The sequence below is a fragment of the Marinobacter zhanjiangensis genome (assembly GCF_014651935.1).
In the GTDB taxonomy this organism is placed as follows: domain Bacteria; phylum Pseudomonadota; class Gammaproteobacteria; order Pseudomonadales; family Oleiphilaceae; genus Marinobacter; species Marinobacter zhanjiangensis.
Map to the genome: position 1 here is coordinate 280,016 of NZ_BMXV01000004.1, position 17,711 is coordinate 297,726.

The window sequence follows — 17,711 nt, forward strand, 5'->3', positions numbered from 1 at the left end:
ATCATCTGGTCAGGAAGTTCAGGAGCCGATATGCCCAGCTTTGCGATCCGCCACGCTGCCATCTTCACTGTTGATAGCTGCAACCAGGTTATCCCGGACGGTACGCTGGTGGTTGAAGATGGCGTTATCAGCCAGGTGGGCGAGGACCGACAGGTTACGATTCCGGAAACCTGCGAGGTTATCGATGCCCGGGGCCACGCACTGCTGCCGGGGCTGATCGACTGCCACTCCCATTCCAGCCTGATGCGGGGCGTGACCGAGAATATGCCACTGATGGACTGGCTGCCCTGGTACCAGCTGGAACACCGGGCAATGACCGAAGCCTTCGCCTACCATTCGGCACGGCTGTGTTACCTGGAAGCCCTGCAGTCAGGCACCACCTGTGTCATGGACATGTTCCGCTATATGGACCGGTGCGCCGACGCGGCCGCCGAGCTTGGCCTGCGGGTACAGCTGGCACCCTACGTGGCGGACCGCCCCGGCAAGGACTTCTTCTCCACCCGGGAGGAAAACCGGCAACTGATCCGCACCCATCATGACAGCCAGAACGGCCGCGTTCGCGTGTGGATGGGCCTGGAACACCTGTTTTACTGCACGGAAGACGCCTACCGCGAGGCAGCGCAACTGAGCCGGGAATACGGCGTGGGCATTCACACCCACGCCAGCGAACAGAAAGAGGAAGAGCAGGCGGTGACCGCCGAGCTGGGCCACCGTTCCCTTGCGATGCTGGACCACTATGGCGTTCTCGGTGAGCGCACCCTGCTGGCCCACTGTGTCTGGCTGAACAATGATGAAATCGCCCGGGTGGCTGACACGGGCACCAGCATCGCCCACTGCCCGGTGAGTAACGCGAAACTGGCCAGCGGCGTGGCCCGGGTGCCGGAAATGCTGGCCGCCGGTGTGACCGTCGGGCTGGGTACCGACGGGCCGGTATGCAACAACAGCCTGAGTCTGTTCGAGGAGATGAAATTTGCCTCCCTGATCCAGAAGGCCACCCGGCTGGATGCCACGGCCTTGCCCGCCGACCAGATCCTGCGCATGGCCACCATCAACGGTGCGAAAGCCCTGGGGCTGGACCGCGAGATTGGCTCCCTGGAGGTGGGCAAGAAAGCGGACCTGTTACTGCTGGACCTGAATCAGGCCAACCTCACACCGGTGAATGTGGACCAGCAGGGCGGCAACCTGTTGTGGAACCTGGTCTTCGCTGCCGGCAGCAACAACGTGGCCGGAGTCTGGGTGGATGGCCGCCGCCTGATCGACCAGGGCGGGGCCACCGGCGTCGCCCGGCAGACCGTGATCACCGAGGCCCAGCGGCAGGGTCTGGCCCTGCACGAGGCCTGCCGCAAACTTTCCCATACCCGAACCTCGATGGTTTGAATAGACGAGATGATTCTGGAGTAGCACCATGTCTTCACTTCCCATTATTTCCCTGGCCGGCCTGCGCAGCGATGATCCGGCCGAACGACAGGCCACCGCCACCGAACTGGGCCGTGCCTGTCGCGACGTCGGTTTTTTCTACGTGATCGATCATGGCATTCCGGATTCGGTATGCCAGGGTGCCTTTGATCTGGCGAGGCAGCTGTTCGCTCTGCCGGCGGAGGACAAGGAGGCCCTGTCCATCAAGCGCTCGCCCCACAACCGCGGCTATGTGGCCATGGCGGACGAGAAGCTGAATCCGGACGCCGGCGCCGACATGAAAGAGGCGTTCAACATCGGCACCGACTTCCCGGCGGATCACCCGGATGTGCTGGCGGACAAACCCTTCCGGGGCGTGAACTTCTGGCCGCCCATCGACGGCTGGCGCCGCCGGGCACTGGATTATTTCGATCATTGCCTGGAACTGGGGCGCACCATCCACCGGGGGTTCAGTCTCGACCTGGGGCTGGCGGAGGACTTCTTCGCCGGGCACCTGAGCAAGCCCATCGCCACCTTGCGCATGCTGCGGTATCCGCCCAGTGCGGGCAAGGTCGAGCGTGAGGACGGCGGCGCCGGCACTCACACCGACTACGGCAATGTCACCATCCTCGCCTCCGATGCAGTGGCCGGGCTGGAAGTGCTGAATCGTCAGGGGGAATGGATAAAGGCCCCCCACGTACCGGGCGCGTTTGTCTGTAATATCGGTGACTGCCTTATGCGCTGGAGCAACGACACCTATCTCTCGACACCCCATCGGGTGCGGCCGCCGGCAAAGGAGCGTTATTCCATCGCCTTCTTCCTGGAGGTCAACCCGGATTCAGTGGTCGATCCGCGGGATATCGTGAAGGGTGAGGCGCCGAAGTATGAGCCGATTACCTGTGCGGACTACCTGGCGGCGCGGTTGAATGCCACCTATGACCATCGGGGAGCGGACGAGAAGGCCTGACTCTCCGGGGATTGCTGCCCCGGCCGGCGGTGGCTGAATGTCAGCCGCCGCGATGGAAAGCATCCGCCCAGGCCAGGGCCTCGCTGGCGGGCAGTGGCCGGGTAAAGTGAAACCCCTGCGCCAGATAGCACCCCATTTCCAGAAGCCGGTCCCTGGTGGCTTCGTTTTCGATGCCTTCGGCCACCACCCGGCGCTGGAAGTTCCGGGAGAGGGCGATAATGGCCCCCACCACCTTTTCGTCGTCCGGATCTTCAAGCATGTCGGTCACAAAGGTCCGGTCGATCTTGATTTCCTGCACCGGCAGGCGGCGGAAGTAATCCAGCGAGGAATAACCGGTGCCGAAATCGTCCAGCGACAAATCCACGCCCAGTGCCCGGCAGTTTTCAAGCCGCTCGATGACGATGCTGGAATCGTCCAGAGCTGTGGTCTCCAGCAGTTCCAGGGTCAGCCGGGCGCAAAGGGTTTCATCACAGCCCGCCAGGGCGTCCTTCATGTCCTGCCCGAAGCGCTCGCTCAGGAAATGGGAAGGGCTGAGGTTGATGCTCAGGCAGTAATCCAGGCCTTCGGCCTGCCAGGACTGAAGCTTGCTGACCGCATCCGCCATGACGAAGCGGCTGACGTCAGCGGCATACTCGGTGTATTCCAGGTAGGGCAGAAACTCGAAAGGTCCCAGCAGGCCGCGTTCGGGGTGGTTCCAGCGTATCAGTGCTTCAAAACCCTCAACCTTGTTTTGCCGGAGGTTGATCCGGGGCTGAAGGTACATTTCGAACTGCCCCTCCTCCAGTGCCCGGGGAACCTGCTCGAGCACCTGCAGTTTTTCCTTGCGGCTGACATGACTTCTGATGTCGAAGAACCGGTGCTGGTTCCTGCCTTGCTCCTTGGCGGCGTACATGGCCTGATCCGCGTGCCTGAGCAGCAGGTCAGGCCCGGACTGATCCTCGGGGTAAATCGTAACGCCGAGGCTGCCGGACAGCTGAAGGTGAAAGCTGTTGTGGGGAATGGTCTGGCGTATGGCCTCCAGGATCCGGTAATAGACCCCCTCATCGCCGACATCCCGCAGGATAGCCACGAACTCGTCGCCCCCCAGCCGGGCCACCACATCGTGCTCGCGTATGGATGCTTTCAGTCGTTCGGCCACGGTTCTGAGCACCATGTCGCCAACGGAGTGGCCGAACTCGTCGTTGATCGCCTTGAAGCCATCCAGGTCGATAAAGCACACGGCAAGCCGGCCGTGACGCCTGTCCGCCTCCACCAGCTCCGCCTCGAACAGCTCGGTGAGCCGCCGGCGGTTGGGCAGCCCGGTCAGTGAGTCGTAGTTGGCAGCGTTTTCGAGACTTTTCTTGTGTTCCAGCTTCTCTCTGTAGAAGCGTTTACGCTCGATCAGTTGGCTGACGGTCTGGAGCAGGGGGTCCAGTTCCTGAACGAGCGCTTCGGAGTAGCCTCCGTCCCGATTGGCCAGGCCGACCAGCCCGATCATCTGGTCATCGGAGTACAGCGGGATGCCCTGATAGGCTTCGATATCCGGATGTCCTGGTGGCAGGCCGCCGCGTCTCGAGTCTGAATCGAAATGGTTGGCGGTGACAAGCTCTCCGGACGTCAGAGAGGCGCCAATCAGATTGTTGTTGTTCTCGAAGATCATGCCTCTGCGTTTGACCTGCTGGTAAAGCCCCTCGGTTTCCGGGCTCCAGGCGATGTTGGTAATGGCGCCGACCCTCAGAAAGGGCGTATTGTCGGCATGGTGGAGCACCTCCCCGATATAACCGAACTGGCTGTCGGTCAGGGTCAACAAGTCATTGAGCATCAGGTCGAAGGCGGCGTGTTCATCTTCATGGGTCAGGAAGATGTTCTGGGCCCGGTGAATGGCCCGGGTCAGTTGAGATACCTGGATGAAATCCTGTTGCTGCCCATCGTGGTAGGCCCGCTCCACTTCATCCTCGATCAGGCTGGCAAGGCTGCGTAGGACATCGAGCTCAAACTCCGGAATACGGCGCGGCACCTTGTCAATGATGCAGAGGGTGCCAATCTTGAAACCGCCCGGCTCCCTTACCGGCATGCCGGCATAGAAGCGGATGTGGGGCTTGCCGGTAACCAGTGGATTGTCGCGGAAACGGGCGTCCTGACTGGCGTCTTCCACGATAAAGAGTTCATCCTCAAGGATCGCGTAATCACAAAATGCGATCGAGCGTGGTGTCTGGTCAACCTCCAGCCCCTGCTTCGATTTGAACCACTGGCGGTCTTCATCAATCAGCGTAAAAAGCGCGACGGGAACCTGGTAGAAGCGCTGGGCCATCCGGGTCAGCCGTTCAAACCGCTCAGTCGGCGGAGTGTCCAGGATGCCAAGACGTTTGAGTGCAGCAAGTCTGCGCGTTTCGGCCCTTGATCTTTCCACGGGTACTCCTGAAATTGGGCGCGCCGCCATGTAGGATGGTTTTTACCTTACAAGAGTAGTCGCGGATTCGGTCGACAGCCACTGATGGAACAGGTTACAGCCGGAATGGTCAAGTGATCTGATTGATTCGCGCGTCGTTAATGAAAGCACTGGCCTGTCAGTCCGGGGCGGCGCCCAGGCAGTTGAACTGCACACCGCACAGCCGGAACTCATCCGGCCCCGCTGGAAGCCCCGTTTCCGCCGCCCGGCGCAGAATGCCGGTCGGCTCCGGGGCTTTTACGTCGACACCGGTGAGCCCCTGGTCGCTGAATGTTTCCCCGTATGAGAAGCGCAGTACCGCGTTCGCCAGGTGGATGGCAGGATGGCCATTGTGGGAGCTGACCGGTAAACCGGTCACCTGTGACCAGTGTTCTGCAAGACGCTGCGGGTCACGGCCGGACAGCTCAACCCCGGTAATCGCGCTGACGATACCGGCACCGGCCTTGTCGGTCCAGGTCAGGCCGCCGGCGGGTTGCCAGTTGCCTTGCATGTCGGCCTGTTCGTCCCAGTCCACCTCAAGAAAGGCTGCCCCCATATCCCGGGGATGCAGCTGCATGATGTTCCAGCTGCCATGATCGGACTCGAAGGCGACCCTCACCTGGTTGGCTTCGGCCCGGCGGCGCACGTCAGCCTGTTCTGCCAGCGTCGGCACCTGGCAGATGACCATATAACCCCCGTCACCGCCCTTGCGCTCGAGAAAGCGTCCGGCCGCCGTGCCATCGCGAACCGGCGCCACCACCTCCAGAAACTGACTGCCGAAGGCAAACAGGGCGTTCTCCAGACCAAAGTTTGCCACGTCCGGATCACGATGGCAGACCGGTGTCTGAAAGGCGGCTTCGATGTTTCCCTGGCAGGATTCCAATGTTTCGGCAACCAGGCAGACCTGGCGGAGGTGGATTGCCATGGTGATGTGACTCCGTATGCGTTGTTCTTGACGTATGGCCGTCGGCCGTCTGTTCATTCCTGCAGGCTGTTCATTAAAAATGGATAGCCTGTTCAGTTGAACACTACCATCTGAAACGGCTTGAAGTCAGAGACTCCCTGTTCGCACGCACCTTCCGCAATCCCGGCGACACCCTCTGGACCGAGGGAGCGAGGCCAACTGTGCACCGGGTTGGGCTGAATCGGACAGGAGGCGGGTGAACCTGCACCGGCATGATGCAGGGGGCGTCATGGGAAGGCTTTGATATGTCAATTATTGTGCACTATGCACATCCGTGAGGTTGGCCCAGGGGATGGATGGCGGATCTGGGCGGCTATGGCATGAACGTTGCGACCTCTCGAGGCATTTACTCACCAAGGAGAGATGGCAATGACAACCCAGGTATCCCCCCAGGAGCAGGATTATCCCCTGAGCCCGGTTCCGATGGATCAGCGCAAAAGCATCTGGTCCATGGGGCTGGTCCTGCTCGGCTTCACGTTTTTCACGGCCACCATGTGGGCCGGTGGCAGTGTTGGCGTCGCTTTCGACTTTTCGACCATGCTGATGGTTCTGGCCGCCGGCAATCTCCTGCTGGGGATTTATGCGGCGGTGCTTGGTTATATCGCTGCAAAAACCGGCCTGAACACCGCGCTGATGAGTCGTTTTACCTTCGGTGAAATCGGCAGCAAGCTTTCGGACTTCATTCTCGGCTTTACCCAGATAGGGTGGTACGCCTGGGGCACGGCCACCATGGCGATACTGCTGGTCAAGCTGACCGGTTTGCCTGAAAGCTGGACTGCCCCGCTGATGGTGGTCTTCGGATTCGGTTTCTGCGTGACCGCCTTTGTTGGCTATCGTGGCCTGGAGATCCTCTCCCGCTTCGCGGTACCGGCCATGATCGTGCTCATTGCCGTGAGCATGACCATCGCCACCTCGGACGCCGGCGGTCTGGGTGGCCTGCTGGCCATAACTCCGACAGACGAGATGACGGCTGCCGCTGCCATCACCCTGGTATTCGGCACCTTTGTCAGTGGCGGAACCCAGGCAACCAACTGGACCCGCTTCGCCAGGTCCGGCAAAACCGCTGTGATTGCCACGCTGCTGGCATTCTTCCTGGGTAACGGTCTTATGACACTGATTGGCGCTTTCGGCGCCCTAGTGTATCAGCAAGCCGATATTGTCGACATCATGGTTGCTCAGGGGCTTGCCACGCTGGGCATTCTGATGCTGTTCCTGAATCTGTGGACCACCCAGGACAACACGGTCTATAACTTCGCCGTTGCCGGCTGCAATATGCTGCGCACGCGCCGTCGCAAGATGGTCACGGTCGGTGGCGCCGCTATCGGTACTGTGCTGGCGGTCATGGGTATGTATGAATGGCTGATTCCGTTCCTGGTGTTGCTGGGCACTTTCATACCACCCATCGGTGGTGTGATCATGGCCAGCTACTTTGTCGGCTACAAGCGCCGGTACCCCGCCCTGGATGAAGTGACCTTGCCGGCGTTCAATGTGCCGGGCCTTTCAGCCTATGCCATTGGTTCGGCAGCCGCCTATACTTCACCCTGGATCGCCCCGATCGTCGGGGTACTGGTGGCCGCTACAAGCTATAGTCTGATCCTGCTGGTCAGTGAGGCTGTTCGCGAACGCCGGACGCAGGTGACAGGAGCGGCGTAGGTGGTAATGAGGTGCCGGGACATTCCGGAACTCCCGGGCCTCGGAGCCATCGGGCTGCGCGGTGGGGTATCGGGCGCGGACAATCCGGTCCGGTGGCCCTACGTGGCAGAGAACCGGTCGTTCAGCCCCTGGATCAAAGGTGGTGAGCTGGTTTTCGTAACCGGTATCAGCCGGCACCGCAGCCCCCGGAATCTGGCCGAATGCCTTTACGAAGGCAAAGACTGCGGAATTTCGGGTCTCGTGGTGCTTACCGGCGATGCCTATATTGGCCAGTTGCCCACGATGCTGAGCCGGCTGGCGGATGATCTGGCCATGCCCCTTTTCGAGCAGCCCTATTCGCTGCCCATGGTTGAGGTTACCGAAACCATTGGCAGGGCTATCGTGTCATCGGAGCGGGAAGCCGTTCCGGACTCTGCCGGAACGCTGGCGAAAGCGGTAGCGGATTGCATTGGTTATGACCGGCTGCAAGCACTGGTCAGTGAGTATTTGCCAGAAGACAGCGGGCGCCTGGTAGTGTCATCAGAGATTCTGGAAGCCTGGCTTGCCCACCGGGGTAATCAGTCCGCCATGGCCCAAGCACTTGGCTGCCACCGGAATACCATCCGCAACCGGATGAATCGGCTGAGTGCTGAGTTATCTGATACAAACGACGCGGCTGGTGACTTCAGATCACGGTTGCTAGCCCATTTGCTGACCCAGCCATAAATCCAACCCCCAGGAAAATGTTATGACAGATTGTCTGGATGCCATTGTAAACGCCCGGCTACAGGGTCGGGAGGGCCTACACCGGCTTGCCGTAGTGAACGGACGGTTCAGTGACATTACTGGCCAGCAGGGGCCTGTCGAGGCCAATAGCAATGAACTGGATGCCAGCGGCAACCTGGTTTCCGCGCCATTCGTGGAGCCCCATATTCACCTGGATGCCGCCATGACCGCGGGAGAACCCCGCTGGAACCAGAGTGGTACGCTTTTCGAGGGCATCGAGTGCTGGGCGGAACGCAAGGCCACACTGACCCGTGATGATGTTATTGCCCGGGCGGAACAGACCCTGAAACTGTTCGCCGATAACGGCATTCAGTATGTGCGAACCCACGTGGACGTTACCGATCCCCAGTTAACTGCGCTCAAGGCCATGCTGGAAGTGCGAGAGCGCACCGTCGCATCCGTGGACCTGCAGATTGTCGCCTTTCCCCAGGAGGGCATCTGGTCGTTCAATAATGGTCGTGAGTTGATGGAAGAGGCCGTACGACTGGGCGCGGATGTGGTGGGTGGCATTCCACATTTTGAGTTCACGCGGGATTATGGTGCCGAATCCGTCCGCTGGCTGATGAATCTAGCCCAGAAGCACGACCGGCTGGTTGACGTTCACTGTGACGAGATTGACGATCCCGAATCGAAGTTCCTGGAGGTGCTGGCGGCGGAAGCTCTGCGGCTTGACTACGGGTCCCGGGTGACGGCCAGCCATACCTGTGCCATGGGTTCCTATAACGACGCCTATTGCAGCCGCTTGTTTCGTCTGCTGAAGAAGTCGGGCTTGCGATTTCTGTCCATGCCGACCGAGAGCCTTCACCTGCAGGGACGGTTCGATGGTTACCCCAAACGCCGGGGGCTGACACGAGTGCCAGAATTGCTTGATGCGGGTCTGAAGGTGGCGTTTGGTCAGGATTCGATCCGGGATCCGTGGTACCCGCTGGGTAATGGCAACATGCTGCGCACGCTGGATGTGGGTTTGCACGGGTGCCATATGCTGGGCATGAACCGGATCGAGCGCTCGCTGGAACTTGTCACGACGAACGGCGCCGCTGCGCTGGATCTGAAGGAGTTTGGTATTTCCGGCGGGATGCCCGCGCGCTGCGTGGTACTTCAGGGGCGGTCACCCTATGAGGTGTTACTGGGGCAGCAGCCGGTGCTGGCCTCCGTCCGTGATGGCAGGGTTCTGGTGCGGCGGGAGTCGCAGGGCCCGGACCTCTACTGAGTCGGTCTGTTGCAGGGCTGGAGTCCCTGGTTACTGGGCGGTTAACCCTGCCTGTTCTGCTTATCGCAGGGCAAACAGGCAGGGCAAGACACGGCAACCGGCAGGGTTTATGCCAGACCTCAGGCCGCGTTTTTCTTGCGCCAGGCCAGTTCGTTGGCGATTGTGGCCTTGGGTAGCAGCATCTGGAAATCGATCTCGGCAACCTCCTTGCCGTCCTTGAGCCGCTGCACAAAGTCCGGATTGGCCAGCGCTTTCTTGCCTATTGCCAGCAGGGCGCCGGGGAACTGGTTGGCCACATCCTGGCAGTTGGTTTCGTCAATGCCGCCATTGACGATCAGGTTGATCGGATATTCTGTCGTGACGTCACTAATACAGCACCAGAAAGCGTCGATTACAGGGCGACCCGGTTCTTGCCCTGTCTCTTGGCCTCGTAGAGCTTTTTGTCGACACGCTCGAGCAAAGTTGCAGGCCGGTCATCGGCCATTGATTCGGTAACGCCGATGGACAGGGTGACCTGTCCGACCTTGCCGAAGGTCTCCCCGGCCATGGCTGCACGGATCTTTTCAGCGATATCCTGCGCCTTGTCCTGGCCGCAGAATGGCAGCAGCACAATGAATTCCTCTCCGCCCCAGCGTATGCACTTGTCGGTCTTGCGGGTCTGTTCCATCAGTATGTCGGCAACGGCCTTTATAATCTCGTCGCCGCGGGCGTGGCCGAAGGTATCGTTCACCGGCTTGAAATCATCGATGTCCGCCATGAGCAGGGACAAGGTGGCGCTTTTCTCAACGGCCTGAATGAGTGCAACGTCGAGATCGATTTCGCCGGCCCGGCGATTCAGCAAACCGGTCAGTGAATCGTGGGACGCCTGTTCGCGGAGCTTGAGCTCGGCGAAAACGCGGTCGGTCAGGTCCTTGATGATGCTGATGAAGTGAGTGATTTCACCGTCGGCATTCTTCACCGGGGTAATGGTCTGCTGGCAGTGAATTTCCTGGCCGTCCTTGTGCTGGTTGACCACCATGGCCCGGAACGGCAGGCCCTTGTTCAGGCGTCGCCACAGCCCCCTGTAGAACTTGTCGTCGTGCTTGCCGGACTTGAGCACCGAGGGCCTGCGGCCGATAACCTCGGTGGGCGTATAGCCGGTCAGTATTTCGAATCCCTGGTTGGCAAACTCGATTACCCCCTCGGCATCGGTGATGAAAATACCGTCATAGGCCGCGTCAATGGCCTTGGCAAAAAGGTTGCCGGTGGATTGTTCGGCATGCAACTGGGTGATGTCCTTCTGGATGGATACGTAGAAGCGGACATCGCCGGCCTCGTTCCGCACCGGCGAAATGTTCCACTCCACCAGATAAGGGTTTCCGCTCTTGCGGTAATTGATGGTGGCACCAGAGAAGGAACCACTGGCCTGCAGGTCGTGACGAAGCCTGTTAATGACAGACGACTCCGTCAGTGGTCCCTGCAGTATGCGGGGGTTGCTCCCGGCCAGCTCATCAGCGGAATAGCCGGTCATGTGGCAGAAGGCCGGGTTGACGTAAATGATGTGGTGGTCGGCATCGGTAATCACCACGGAATTGAACGCGAACTCGGCGGTCGCCCGCATCAACAAGAGCGAGTCGTCGCGGGAGAGGTCTGGTAATTCCGGGAATGCTCTGGTGTTCAAGCTGCGTCCTGTGGGCAAAGAGGTCTGGCCGACGGTGCCTGCCTGATGAGTAACGTCGATAACCTATAGTGTAGCAATGAGACTCGTAAATACGCGGGTGTCCTGATAGCCGATCAGGAATATCTGGCCGGGCAGCAACTAAACGTCGTTATTGAGGGGCGGGTCAGTCTCGGCAGGTATCGGAAACGTCAGGATGAATTCGCAACGCCCAGGGTGTGTTGATCGGCGTGTAAACATCCTTGTCTGACCACGCCGGTCAACGGGGCTTGCCGGTTGCTTTTACTTCTCGGCTGACGATTCGTATTCGTGAATCATGTGAAACAACTGATCCTTGAGATGGAGGCGTTGTTTCTTGAGATCTTCCAGGTGTTCATCGGAGGTGTTCTCCGCCCCCAATTCGTAGCGGTGAACCTCATGCTCTACCTCGTGGTATTCCTCGAACAGCTTCGCAAAATGATTGTCATTGATTTTCAGGTGGTGGATGGCTTCTTTTGATTCGGGTAGCTCATGGACCAGATCGTGCTTTTCTACAGACATATAGATAATCTCTATGCTTGGGTTGAGTTGCATTGATTCACTGTATGCCTTCCATGCTACTCAGTATTTGACGCTCGTCAATGATCCATGCGGCTTTGCTGCTGAATGAGAGGGGAAGGTTCCGGTTTGCTCGCCGGGTTTGATTCCGTGCACTTCGGCTATTGTCGAGGGCGCGCGAGTCTGAGCAGCGGCTGATTCTACAAAACAGAATCCCGGGCACGCCTTTGCCCACTTTACAGGGAGCCGGCTGTTTCCTGACGGGGCAGCTTGTTCGTTTGAGCAGGCTTTACGACCAATGCATCCAGGCAGGCTGTTGCAACAGGCTTTGGCCGACCGAACAGGAATCCCTGCACCAGCGAGATCCCCTGTCCTGCCACGACCCGGAATTCCGCATCCGTTTCAATTCCCTCCGCAATCAGTTTACAGCCCAGGCGGTCCGCCAGTTCCACCACAGACCTGAGGAACTCCCGTTTGACCAGATCGTCCTGGATATCACGAATGAAATGCCGGTCAATTTTCACGAAGTCCGGTTTCAGCTCGGACCAGAGTTTAAGTCCGGAATAACCGCTGCCCAGATCGTCAATGGCGATGAGGAACCCCTCGGCCTTCAGCCAGGAGAGGGTTTTCAGCAGCTCCGATGGATCGGCTGTGGGGTAGCGTTCGGAAAGCTCGATAACAATGTCCGATGCCTTCAGCCGATTTGTCTCCAGAAGCTCTTGCAACTGTGAGGGATTGAACTCCGGGGGCATCAGTTTGGCCGGACTGACGTTGACAAAGAGCTTCAACGGCGTGCCCTGACCGGACCAGCTGCGTGCCGCAGTGCGAAGACAGAGGCCGTCCAGTTCCGAAGTCAGGCCGCATCGCTCGGCGGTTTCGAATAGCATCTGGGCCCCATGCAAGGTGCTGTCCGAGGGACCACGGCTGAGGGCCTCGTAACCAAACACGTTCTTTTTTTCAATATTGACGATGGGCTGTAGGAGGGTTGTTATTTTCTCGTCAGTTAGTAAGCGGTTCAGTTCCTGACTGAGGCAGTCCTGCATGTCGGTCACTCCTGGATGTGAGTGAGGCTGGGGTAGGCAACCTGCGTTACTCCATCGCATGCCCCTTGCCTGCTGATTCAACTGGCTCATATCCGGTTGTGCCAAGTCTCGAGATTACGCCTGACATGGTGTGTAAGAAATATGACCGCAATGTTTCAGTTTGACGTATTACTGGCTTCTTTTGCCGGGAGGCTCGCCATTTTTCTGCCATGAACACTCGCTGCTGGCAGCAAGTGTCATCCAAGTGTCATGAAAGGTACGCAGTATCGGCCTCTCATTTGACTATGGGGGCACCATGCTCAGAACCGTTCGTAGCAGGATTCTCTTTTTTTCGTTTCTCTCGGTTTTCGCACTCTCGACCCTCGCCCTGCTGTCCTGGTCAATCATCATCAAGGCGGAAAATGCCGCCGAACAACTGATACAGAATCGCCTGACGGAGTCCTGGCTTCTGAACGACCTGGAACAGGATCTACGCCACCTGCAGGATCTTTCCTACAAGGTCAAAGGTCAGTTGCTGCTCTGGGATGAAATTGAAGGGGAATTTGCGTCACTTTCGGAGTCGATTCCCGACAAGTGGCGTGCCATTGAACGGAATCCCCAGCTGGGGCAATGGGCCGCTGAACAGGCGGCTGTCTTCGAGCCCGTGCTTCTGTATATGGAAAAGCTGAAAAAGGGAATCGACGAAAAAAGCTACTATCAGGCGGGTAAAGCCGTGGACTTTGATCTTTTCCCTGCGTTGTCGCCAATGCTCGAGAGCATCAGCGAGCGGGAGGTGGCCAGTCGTGCGCGGATTGGCCAGGAATCCAGCGAACTGCTGGACTATCTCGGAAGCCAGCAGACTTCCCTGATCACCGGCTTTGTTATCTTCCTGATTGTCATTGCGCTGATGACTCTTTGGCTGAGAAAAATTGTCATCATTCGATTGCAGCGTATTGAACAGGATCTTCGCGCCATGGAGGAGCGTTCGGACCTGGCTAATCCACCGGAAGTGACCGGGAAAGACGAGGTTGCAGGGGTCGCCGCGGCACTGATTCGTCTGGTTGGCCGCTTTGAGATCTTCATTGGCGATATCCGCGACGTCTCGCAAAGTGTTAACGAACGATCCGAACGTCTGGATACCCAGGCGGAGGAGCTTGAGTCCGCCTCACAAACAACCCGACACCAGATCCAGGATGTCAGCAATTCAATGAAGTCTATTGCTGATCAGGCCTCCGCGATCGAGACATCGACCGGGGAGTCCAGGGACACCATACGATCGGCCGTCAATGCAAACTCTGACATTCAGTCTGGCCTTAGAAAGAGTGAGTTGGCGGCGGAGCATACGGTTGATGTCATTGGTCGGGTATCCGCGTCGATTCAGGAGCTGACGGAATCGGCTTCCAGGATCGAGAAGGTTATTGGTGTGATCGCTGACATAGCCGAGCAAACGAATCTGCTGGCCCTGAATGCTGCGATCGAGGCCGCGAGAGCGGGCGAGCATGGCCGCGGCTTCGCGGTTGTTGCTGACGAGGTCCGCACCCTATCAAAGCGTACTGCGGATTCCACCGTCGAAATCCGCCAGTGGGTGGGAGACCTGGTCGCAGGAGTCAACGGCGTTGATCACCAGATTACGGAAATGAAGGAAGCCGGACTCGGCAACCGCCAGACCCTGGAAGAGCTCAAGGCACACCTCGTGTCCATGAACCATCGTTTTTCGGATCTGGAGCGTCGCAGTGCGAGTATTAATGAAGCCCTGACACTTCAACGTGAGGAAATCGACCGGGTTGGCCGTCGCTCTACGGAACTTGACGCTCACGCGGCGACCCTGGCCCAGAGTGTGGCGGGCAGCAGGGAAGTCAGCGTGGCACTGAAACGGGAAGCGCTTTCCATGAGAGATCTTACAGCCCGATTCCGTACGTCTGCGGATGATTGAGGTTGTCGTTGCTTTGACGGTCCGGAGTTCCTGAAGAACAGGAGATCAGCATGCCGAGAGAGTTCCTGGTGCTCTTCCTTCGCTCATGGCTGCCGGCACCGGACCAGCCAGCAGGTCAACTGTGGCGGCGCTGGCTGGTATTGCTGCTGTTCTGGCCTTTGCTGCTGGGCCTGTTGCTGATCAATGGCACCGGGCTGGCCCTGGATCGCCTGTTCTTTCCCGGTTACCGCCATGTCCGCATCCGCAACCCCGTGTTTGTCATTGGCGTACCCCGCAGCGGCACCACGTTTCTGCACCGTTTGCTGGCACTGGATGAGCGATTCAGCACCACGGCGTTGTGGGAACTGGTGTTCGCGCCCTCCATCACCCAGCGCTATTTCTGGCTCGGCCTTGCACGACTCGACCGGCTGGCAGGCGCGCCCCTGGCCCGGTTGCTGGCAGGTTTCGAGCGGCGGGTGCTGGGCAAGCTGGACGATATCCACAGCACCGGCCTGGCGGCTCCGGAGGAGGATTATCTGGCCCTGGCACCAGTGCTGGGCTGTTTCCTGCTGGTGCTGCCGCTGCCGGACGAGCGGCTCTGGCGCCTGGCCCGGGGCGACCGTGCGCTTTCCGCGCGGGAGAAACGCCGTATCCTGAGCTTCTACCGGGGGATCGTTCAGCGACATCTCTGGTTTCACGGCCCCGAGCGGACCCTGCTGTCCAAGAACCCCTCCTTTACGCCGCTGATCGAAAGCCTGGCGGCGGAGTTTCCGGATGCCCGTTTCGTGGCCTGTTTCCGCAACCCCACACGGGCGGTGCCCTCGCAGATCAATTCCATTCTGGTGGGGGCGCGCATCTTCCGTGGCCGCGACGTTGATGCGGATTACTGGCGCGACCGGCTTACCGACATGCTCTGCTTCTATTACCGTCATCTGTTCGAGACGCTGCCCCATCTGCCCGGGTGCCGGCACGCACGGGTGCTGCTGGAAGAGCTGGCGCCCAGCCCCAATGCCGGCGTGATAACCCTCTACCAGCAGTTCGGATGGACGCCGGGCGAAGCCTTCGAGAATGCGCTGAAAAAGGAGGAGACGCGCACCCGGCATTACCAGAGCGGTCACCAGTATTCACTGACCGGGGTAGCGCTGTCCCCGCAACGCCTGGCGCGGGATTTCGGCTTTGTCTACCGGCATCTGGGCTACCCCTTGCCTGAGTCTGAAAAACTGTGATTCGCAGGGTGTTGTCACTGGCTGGTCTGACTGTCCCGTTGCATCGGTAATATTTCCGACATGTAACAGGCTCAGAATTAAGTCATGGAGACACAAAACCTGCGCATACTCTTCGTCGTGGACGCCATCAAGGGTCGCAATGGGGTGGGCACCTACTATCAGGACCTGGTGGGCCTGCTGAGCGAGCGCATTGAGCGCGCAGAGCTGGTCGCACCGTCACTGGATGATCCCCATTTCTGCCAGGGCGGTTCTCTCCCGATGCCGGGGGACACCACCCAACGCCTGTTTTTCCCGCACATGCGCGCACTGACCCGACTCATGGAAGAGATGCAGCCTCATGTGGTGGTGGTTCCAGGCCCCGGCCTCTTTTCGCTGGGCGGATATTGGCTGGCCCGCAAGATGGGCGTTCCCGTCTGCGTAACCTTCCAGACCGATTACACGCATCTCGTGCAACTGTACTGGGGGCCATTGCTGGCACGACTGGTCTGCGGACTGCTCGACCGGCTCAATCTGGCCATGTTCCATGGGGCATCGTCCGTGGTTACTATCAGTGAGACCATGATGGAGCAGGCCCGAGCCATTGGCGTGGCCCGGCCGCATCTGGTGGGTACACCGGTGGCCAGTGAATTCATCCGCTGCCCGGCCGAGCCTCCCCGCGACGGCGTACGGTCGGTGCTATTTGTGGGGCGGCTGGCCGCTGAAAAGCATATCGGGGCCTTTCTGGAACTCGCAGCCCGTCGTCCGGACCTGACCTTCACGGTACTCGGCGACGGCCCTTTGCGGGGTGAGGTCCAGGCCAGTGCCGAGCGGCTGGACAACCTGTTTTTCGCGGGCTGGCGTTCCCGCGATGAGGTCATGACCTTTCTGGACAACCATGACGTGCTGATGCTGCCCTCTTCGGTGGAAGCCTTCGGCACGGTGGCACTGGAAGCCATGGCTCGTGCGCGCTGGGTGATTACTTCGCATGCCTGCGGCATCAATCAGTGGCCCGGACTGGCCCGCGGCCTTCTGCCGCTGGGTGAGGGCGAGACCCTCGACCAGGGCCTGCGTCGGCTCGAGCAGTTGGAGCCGGCATGGCGCACCGGGCTGGCCAGACGCGGTCGCCAACTGGCGGTTGCGGTGAATGACGAGACCCTGGCGAGCTGGGAGGATGTGCTGGGCCAGACCGCCCTGCGCGCCCCTGAGCGGCCTGCGCCGTCCGCTACCCTGGGGTTGTTGCGCCGTCTCGGTGCCCGAGCCTCGTGATGAATGTCTGCGGGAACAGGCTAGAGGCACTGATTTCGATTCATGACGTGATGCCGGAAACCCGGCAACGGGTCCAGGCACTGCTGGACCGGATGCCAGCGTCAGTGCCCGCGCGATCGGTCCTGTTACTGGTGGTTCCCGGCCGGGACTGGTCCGCAGGGGACCGGGCCTGGCTGGCTTCATTACAGCGTCAGGGATACCCTCTCGCCGGCCACGGCTGGTGTCATCAGTGCGCACCGCCGCGTACAGTCTATCATCGCCTGCACAGTGCGCTGCTTTCCCGTGATGCGGCGGAGCACCTTTCCCTGGATACGGATTCCATTGCCGCGCTGATCCGGGCCAGCTATCTATGGTTTGAGCAACAGGGCCTGGAGCCGCCGGAGCTCTATGTACCGCCCGCCTGGGCATTGGGGCCCATGAGGCGCCCGGCGCTGCGTAGGTTGCCATTTCGCTACTACGAAACCCTGACCGGGATCTATGACGCGGAGCGGGACCGGTTTTTCCGTATGCCGGTCATCGGCTTCGAGGCGGACACTACCGTCCGGGCCCTGATGCTGCGGTTGATCAATAACGTGCAACTGTGTCTGGCACGGTGGCGGCGCCAACCGGTACGCATTGCGATTCATCCCTACGACGCGGAATTGCATCTGCCGCAGGATCTGCAAGCCGCCCTGGTGTCGGTGCAGAATGCTCTCTCCCTGTCTTTGCCCCGGCTCTGACCCTGAAGTCATTCTTCCCGAGTCACAGACAG

Annotated in this window: 15 protein-coding genes; 9 read left to right on the plus strand and 6 right to left on the minus strand. The window is 59.7% G+C overall.

Annotated features, from left to right (window positions below):
- The first annotated feature begins 30 nt into the window (after window positions 1-30).
- The gene (locus IE079_RS10300; RefSeq protein ID WP_189576057.1) at window positions 31-1,377 is read left to right on the plus strand and encodes an amidohydrolase family protein; all 1,347 of its coding nucleotides are present in this window, start codon (window positions 31-33) and stop codon (window positions 1,375-1,377) included.
- Window positions 1,378-1,405: 28 nt separating this feature from the next.
- Window positions 1,406-2,362: an isopenicillin N synthase family dioxygenase gene (locus IE079_RS10305; protein ID WP_189576059.1), complete on the plus strand. Its 957-nt coding sequence runs from the start codon at window positions 1,406-1,408 to the stop codon at window positions 2,360-2,362.
- Window positions 2,363-2,402: 40 nt separating this feature from the next.
- Here the strand turns inward: IE079_RS10305 and IE079_RS10310 are convergent, their stop codons facing one another.
- Window positions 2,403-4,751 carry a sensor domain-containing phosphodiesterase gene (locus IE079_RS10310; RefSeq protein ID WP_227712436.1) on the minus strand — a complete coding sequence of 783 codons (2,349 nt, stop codon included), beginning with the start codon at window positions 4,749-4,751 and terminating at the stop codon, window positions 2,403-2,405.
- 157 nt (window positions 4,752-4,908) lie between these two features.
- On the minus strand, window positions 4,909-5,694 hold the full coding sequence (locus IE079_RS10315) for a VOC family protein (RefSeq protein WP_189576063.1): 786 nt from the start codon (window positions 5,692-5,694) through the stop codon (window positions 4,909-4,911).
- Window positions 5,695-6,102: 408 nt separating this feature from the next.
- Between IE079_RS10315 and codB the strand changes: the two genes are divergently transcribed.
- Genes codB through codA form a run of 3 tightly spaced genes read left to right on the plus strand, consistent with a single transcriptional unit; the run spans window position 6,103 to window position 9,361 of the window.
- The gene (codB, locus tag IE079_RS10320; protein ID WP_189576065.1) at window positions 6,103-7,386 is read left to right on the plus strand and encodes a cytosine permease; all 1,284 of its coding nucleotides are present in this window, start codon (window positions 6,103-6,105) and stop codon (window positions 7,384-7,386) included.
- A gap of 6 nt (window positions 7,387-7,392) precedes the next feature.
- Window positions 7,393-8,091 carry a PucR family transcriptional regulator gene (locus tag IE079_RS10325; protein WP_227712454.1) on the plus strand — a complete coding sequence of 233 codons (699 nt, stop codon included), beginning with the start codon at window positions 7,393-7,395 and terminating at the stop codon, window positions 8,089-8,091.
- 22 nt (window positions 8,092-8,113) lie between these two features.
- Window positions 8,114-9,361, plus strand: a complete 1,248-nt coding sequence (gene codA / locus IE079_RS10330; RefSeq protein ID WP_189576067.1) for a cytosine deaminase — start codon at window positions 8,114-8,116, stop codon at window positions 9,359-9,361.
- A gap of 119 nt (window positions 9,362-9,480) precedes the next feature.
- Here codA and IE079_RS10335 read toward each other — a convergent pair whose 3' ends face one another.
- The 4 genes from IE079_RS10335 to IE079_RS10350 form a co-directional block, all read right to left on the minus strand.
- Window positions 9,481-9,657 carry a hypothetical protein gene (locus IE079_RS10335; protein WP_227712437.1) on the minus strand — a complete coding sequence of 59 codons (177 nt, stop codon included), beginning with the start codon at window positions 9,655-9,657 and terminating at the stop codon, window positions 9,481-9,483.
- Window positions 9,658-9,752: 95 nt separating this feature from the next.
- On the minus strand, window positions 9,753-11,021 hold the full coding sequence (locus IE079_RS10340) for a sensor domain-containing diguanylate cyclase (protein WP_227712438.1): 1,269 nt from the start codon (window positions 11,019-11,021) through the stop codon (window positions 9,753-9,755).
- A gap of 279 nt (window positions 11,022-11,300) precedes the next feature.
- Complete coding sequence (locus IE079_RS10345; RefSeq protein WP_189576068.1) at window positions 11,301-11,558, minus strand: HP1242/YdcH family protein; 258 nt, start codon at window positions 11,556-11,558, stop codon at window positions 11,301-11,303.
- 233 nt (window positions 11,559-11,791) lie between these two features.
- On the minus strand, window positions 11,792-12,688 hold the full coding sequence (locus IE079_RS10350; RefSeq protein ID WP_227712439.1) for an EAL domain-containing protein: 897 nt from the start codon (window positions 12,686-12,688) through the stop codon (window positions 11,792-11,794).
- A gap of 205 nt (window positions 12,689-12,893) precedes the next feature.
- Here IE079_RS10350 and IE079_RS10355 point away from each other — a divergent pair, with 205 nt between their 5' ends.
- The 4 genes from IE079_RS10355 (at window position 12,894) to IE079_RS10370 (ending at window position 17,679) form a co-directional block, all read left to right on the plus strand.
- Window positions 12,894-14,510, plus strand: a complete 1,617-nt coding sequence (locus IE079_RS10355) for a methyl-accepting chemotaxis protein (RefSeq protein ID WP_189576070.1) — start codon at window positions 12,894-12,896, stop codon at window positions 14,508-14,510.
- Between the two features lie 50 nt (window positions 14,511-14,560).
- Entirely contained in the window at window positions 14,561-15,715 is a 1,155-nt protein-coding gene (locus tag IE079_RS10360) for a sulfotransferase (RefSeq protein WP_189576071.1), read from the plus strand.
- 84 nt (window positions 15,716-15,799) lie between these two features.
- Complete coding sequence (locus tag IE079_RS10365; RefSeq protein WP_189576072.1) at window positions 15,800-16,960, plus strand: glycosyltransferase; 1,161 nt, start codon at window positions 15,800-15,802, stop codon at window positions 16,958-16,960.
- Window positions 16,960-17,679: a polysaccharide deacetylase family protein gene (locus tag IE079_RS10370; protein WP_189576074.1), complete on the plus strand. Its 720-nt coding sequence runs from the start codon at window positions 16,960-16,962 to the stop codon at window positions 17,677-17,679. Before IE079_RS10365 ends, IE079_RS10370 begins: the two co-directional genes overlap by 1 nt.
- Window positions 17,680-17,711 lie beyond the last annotated feature (32 nt).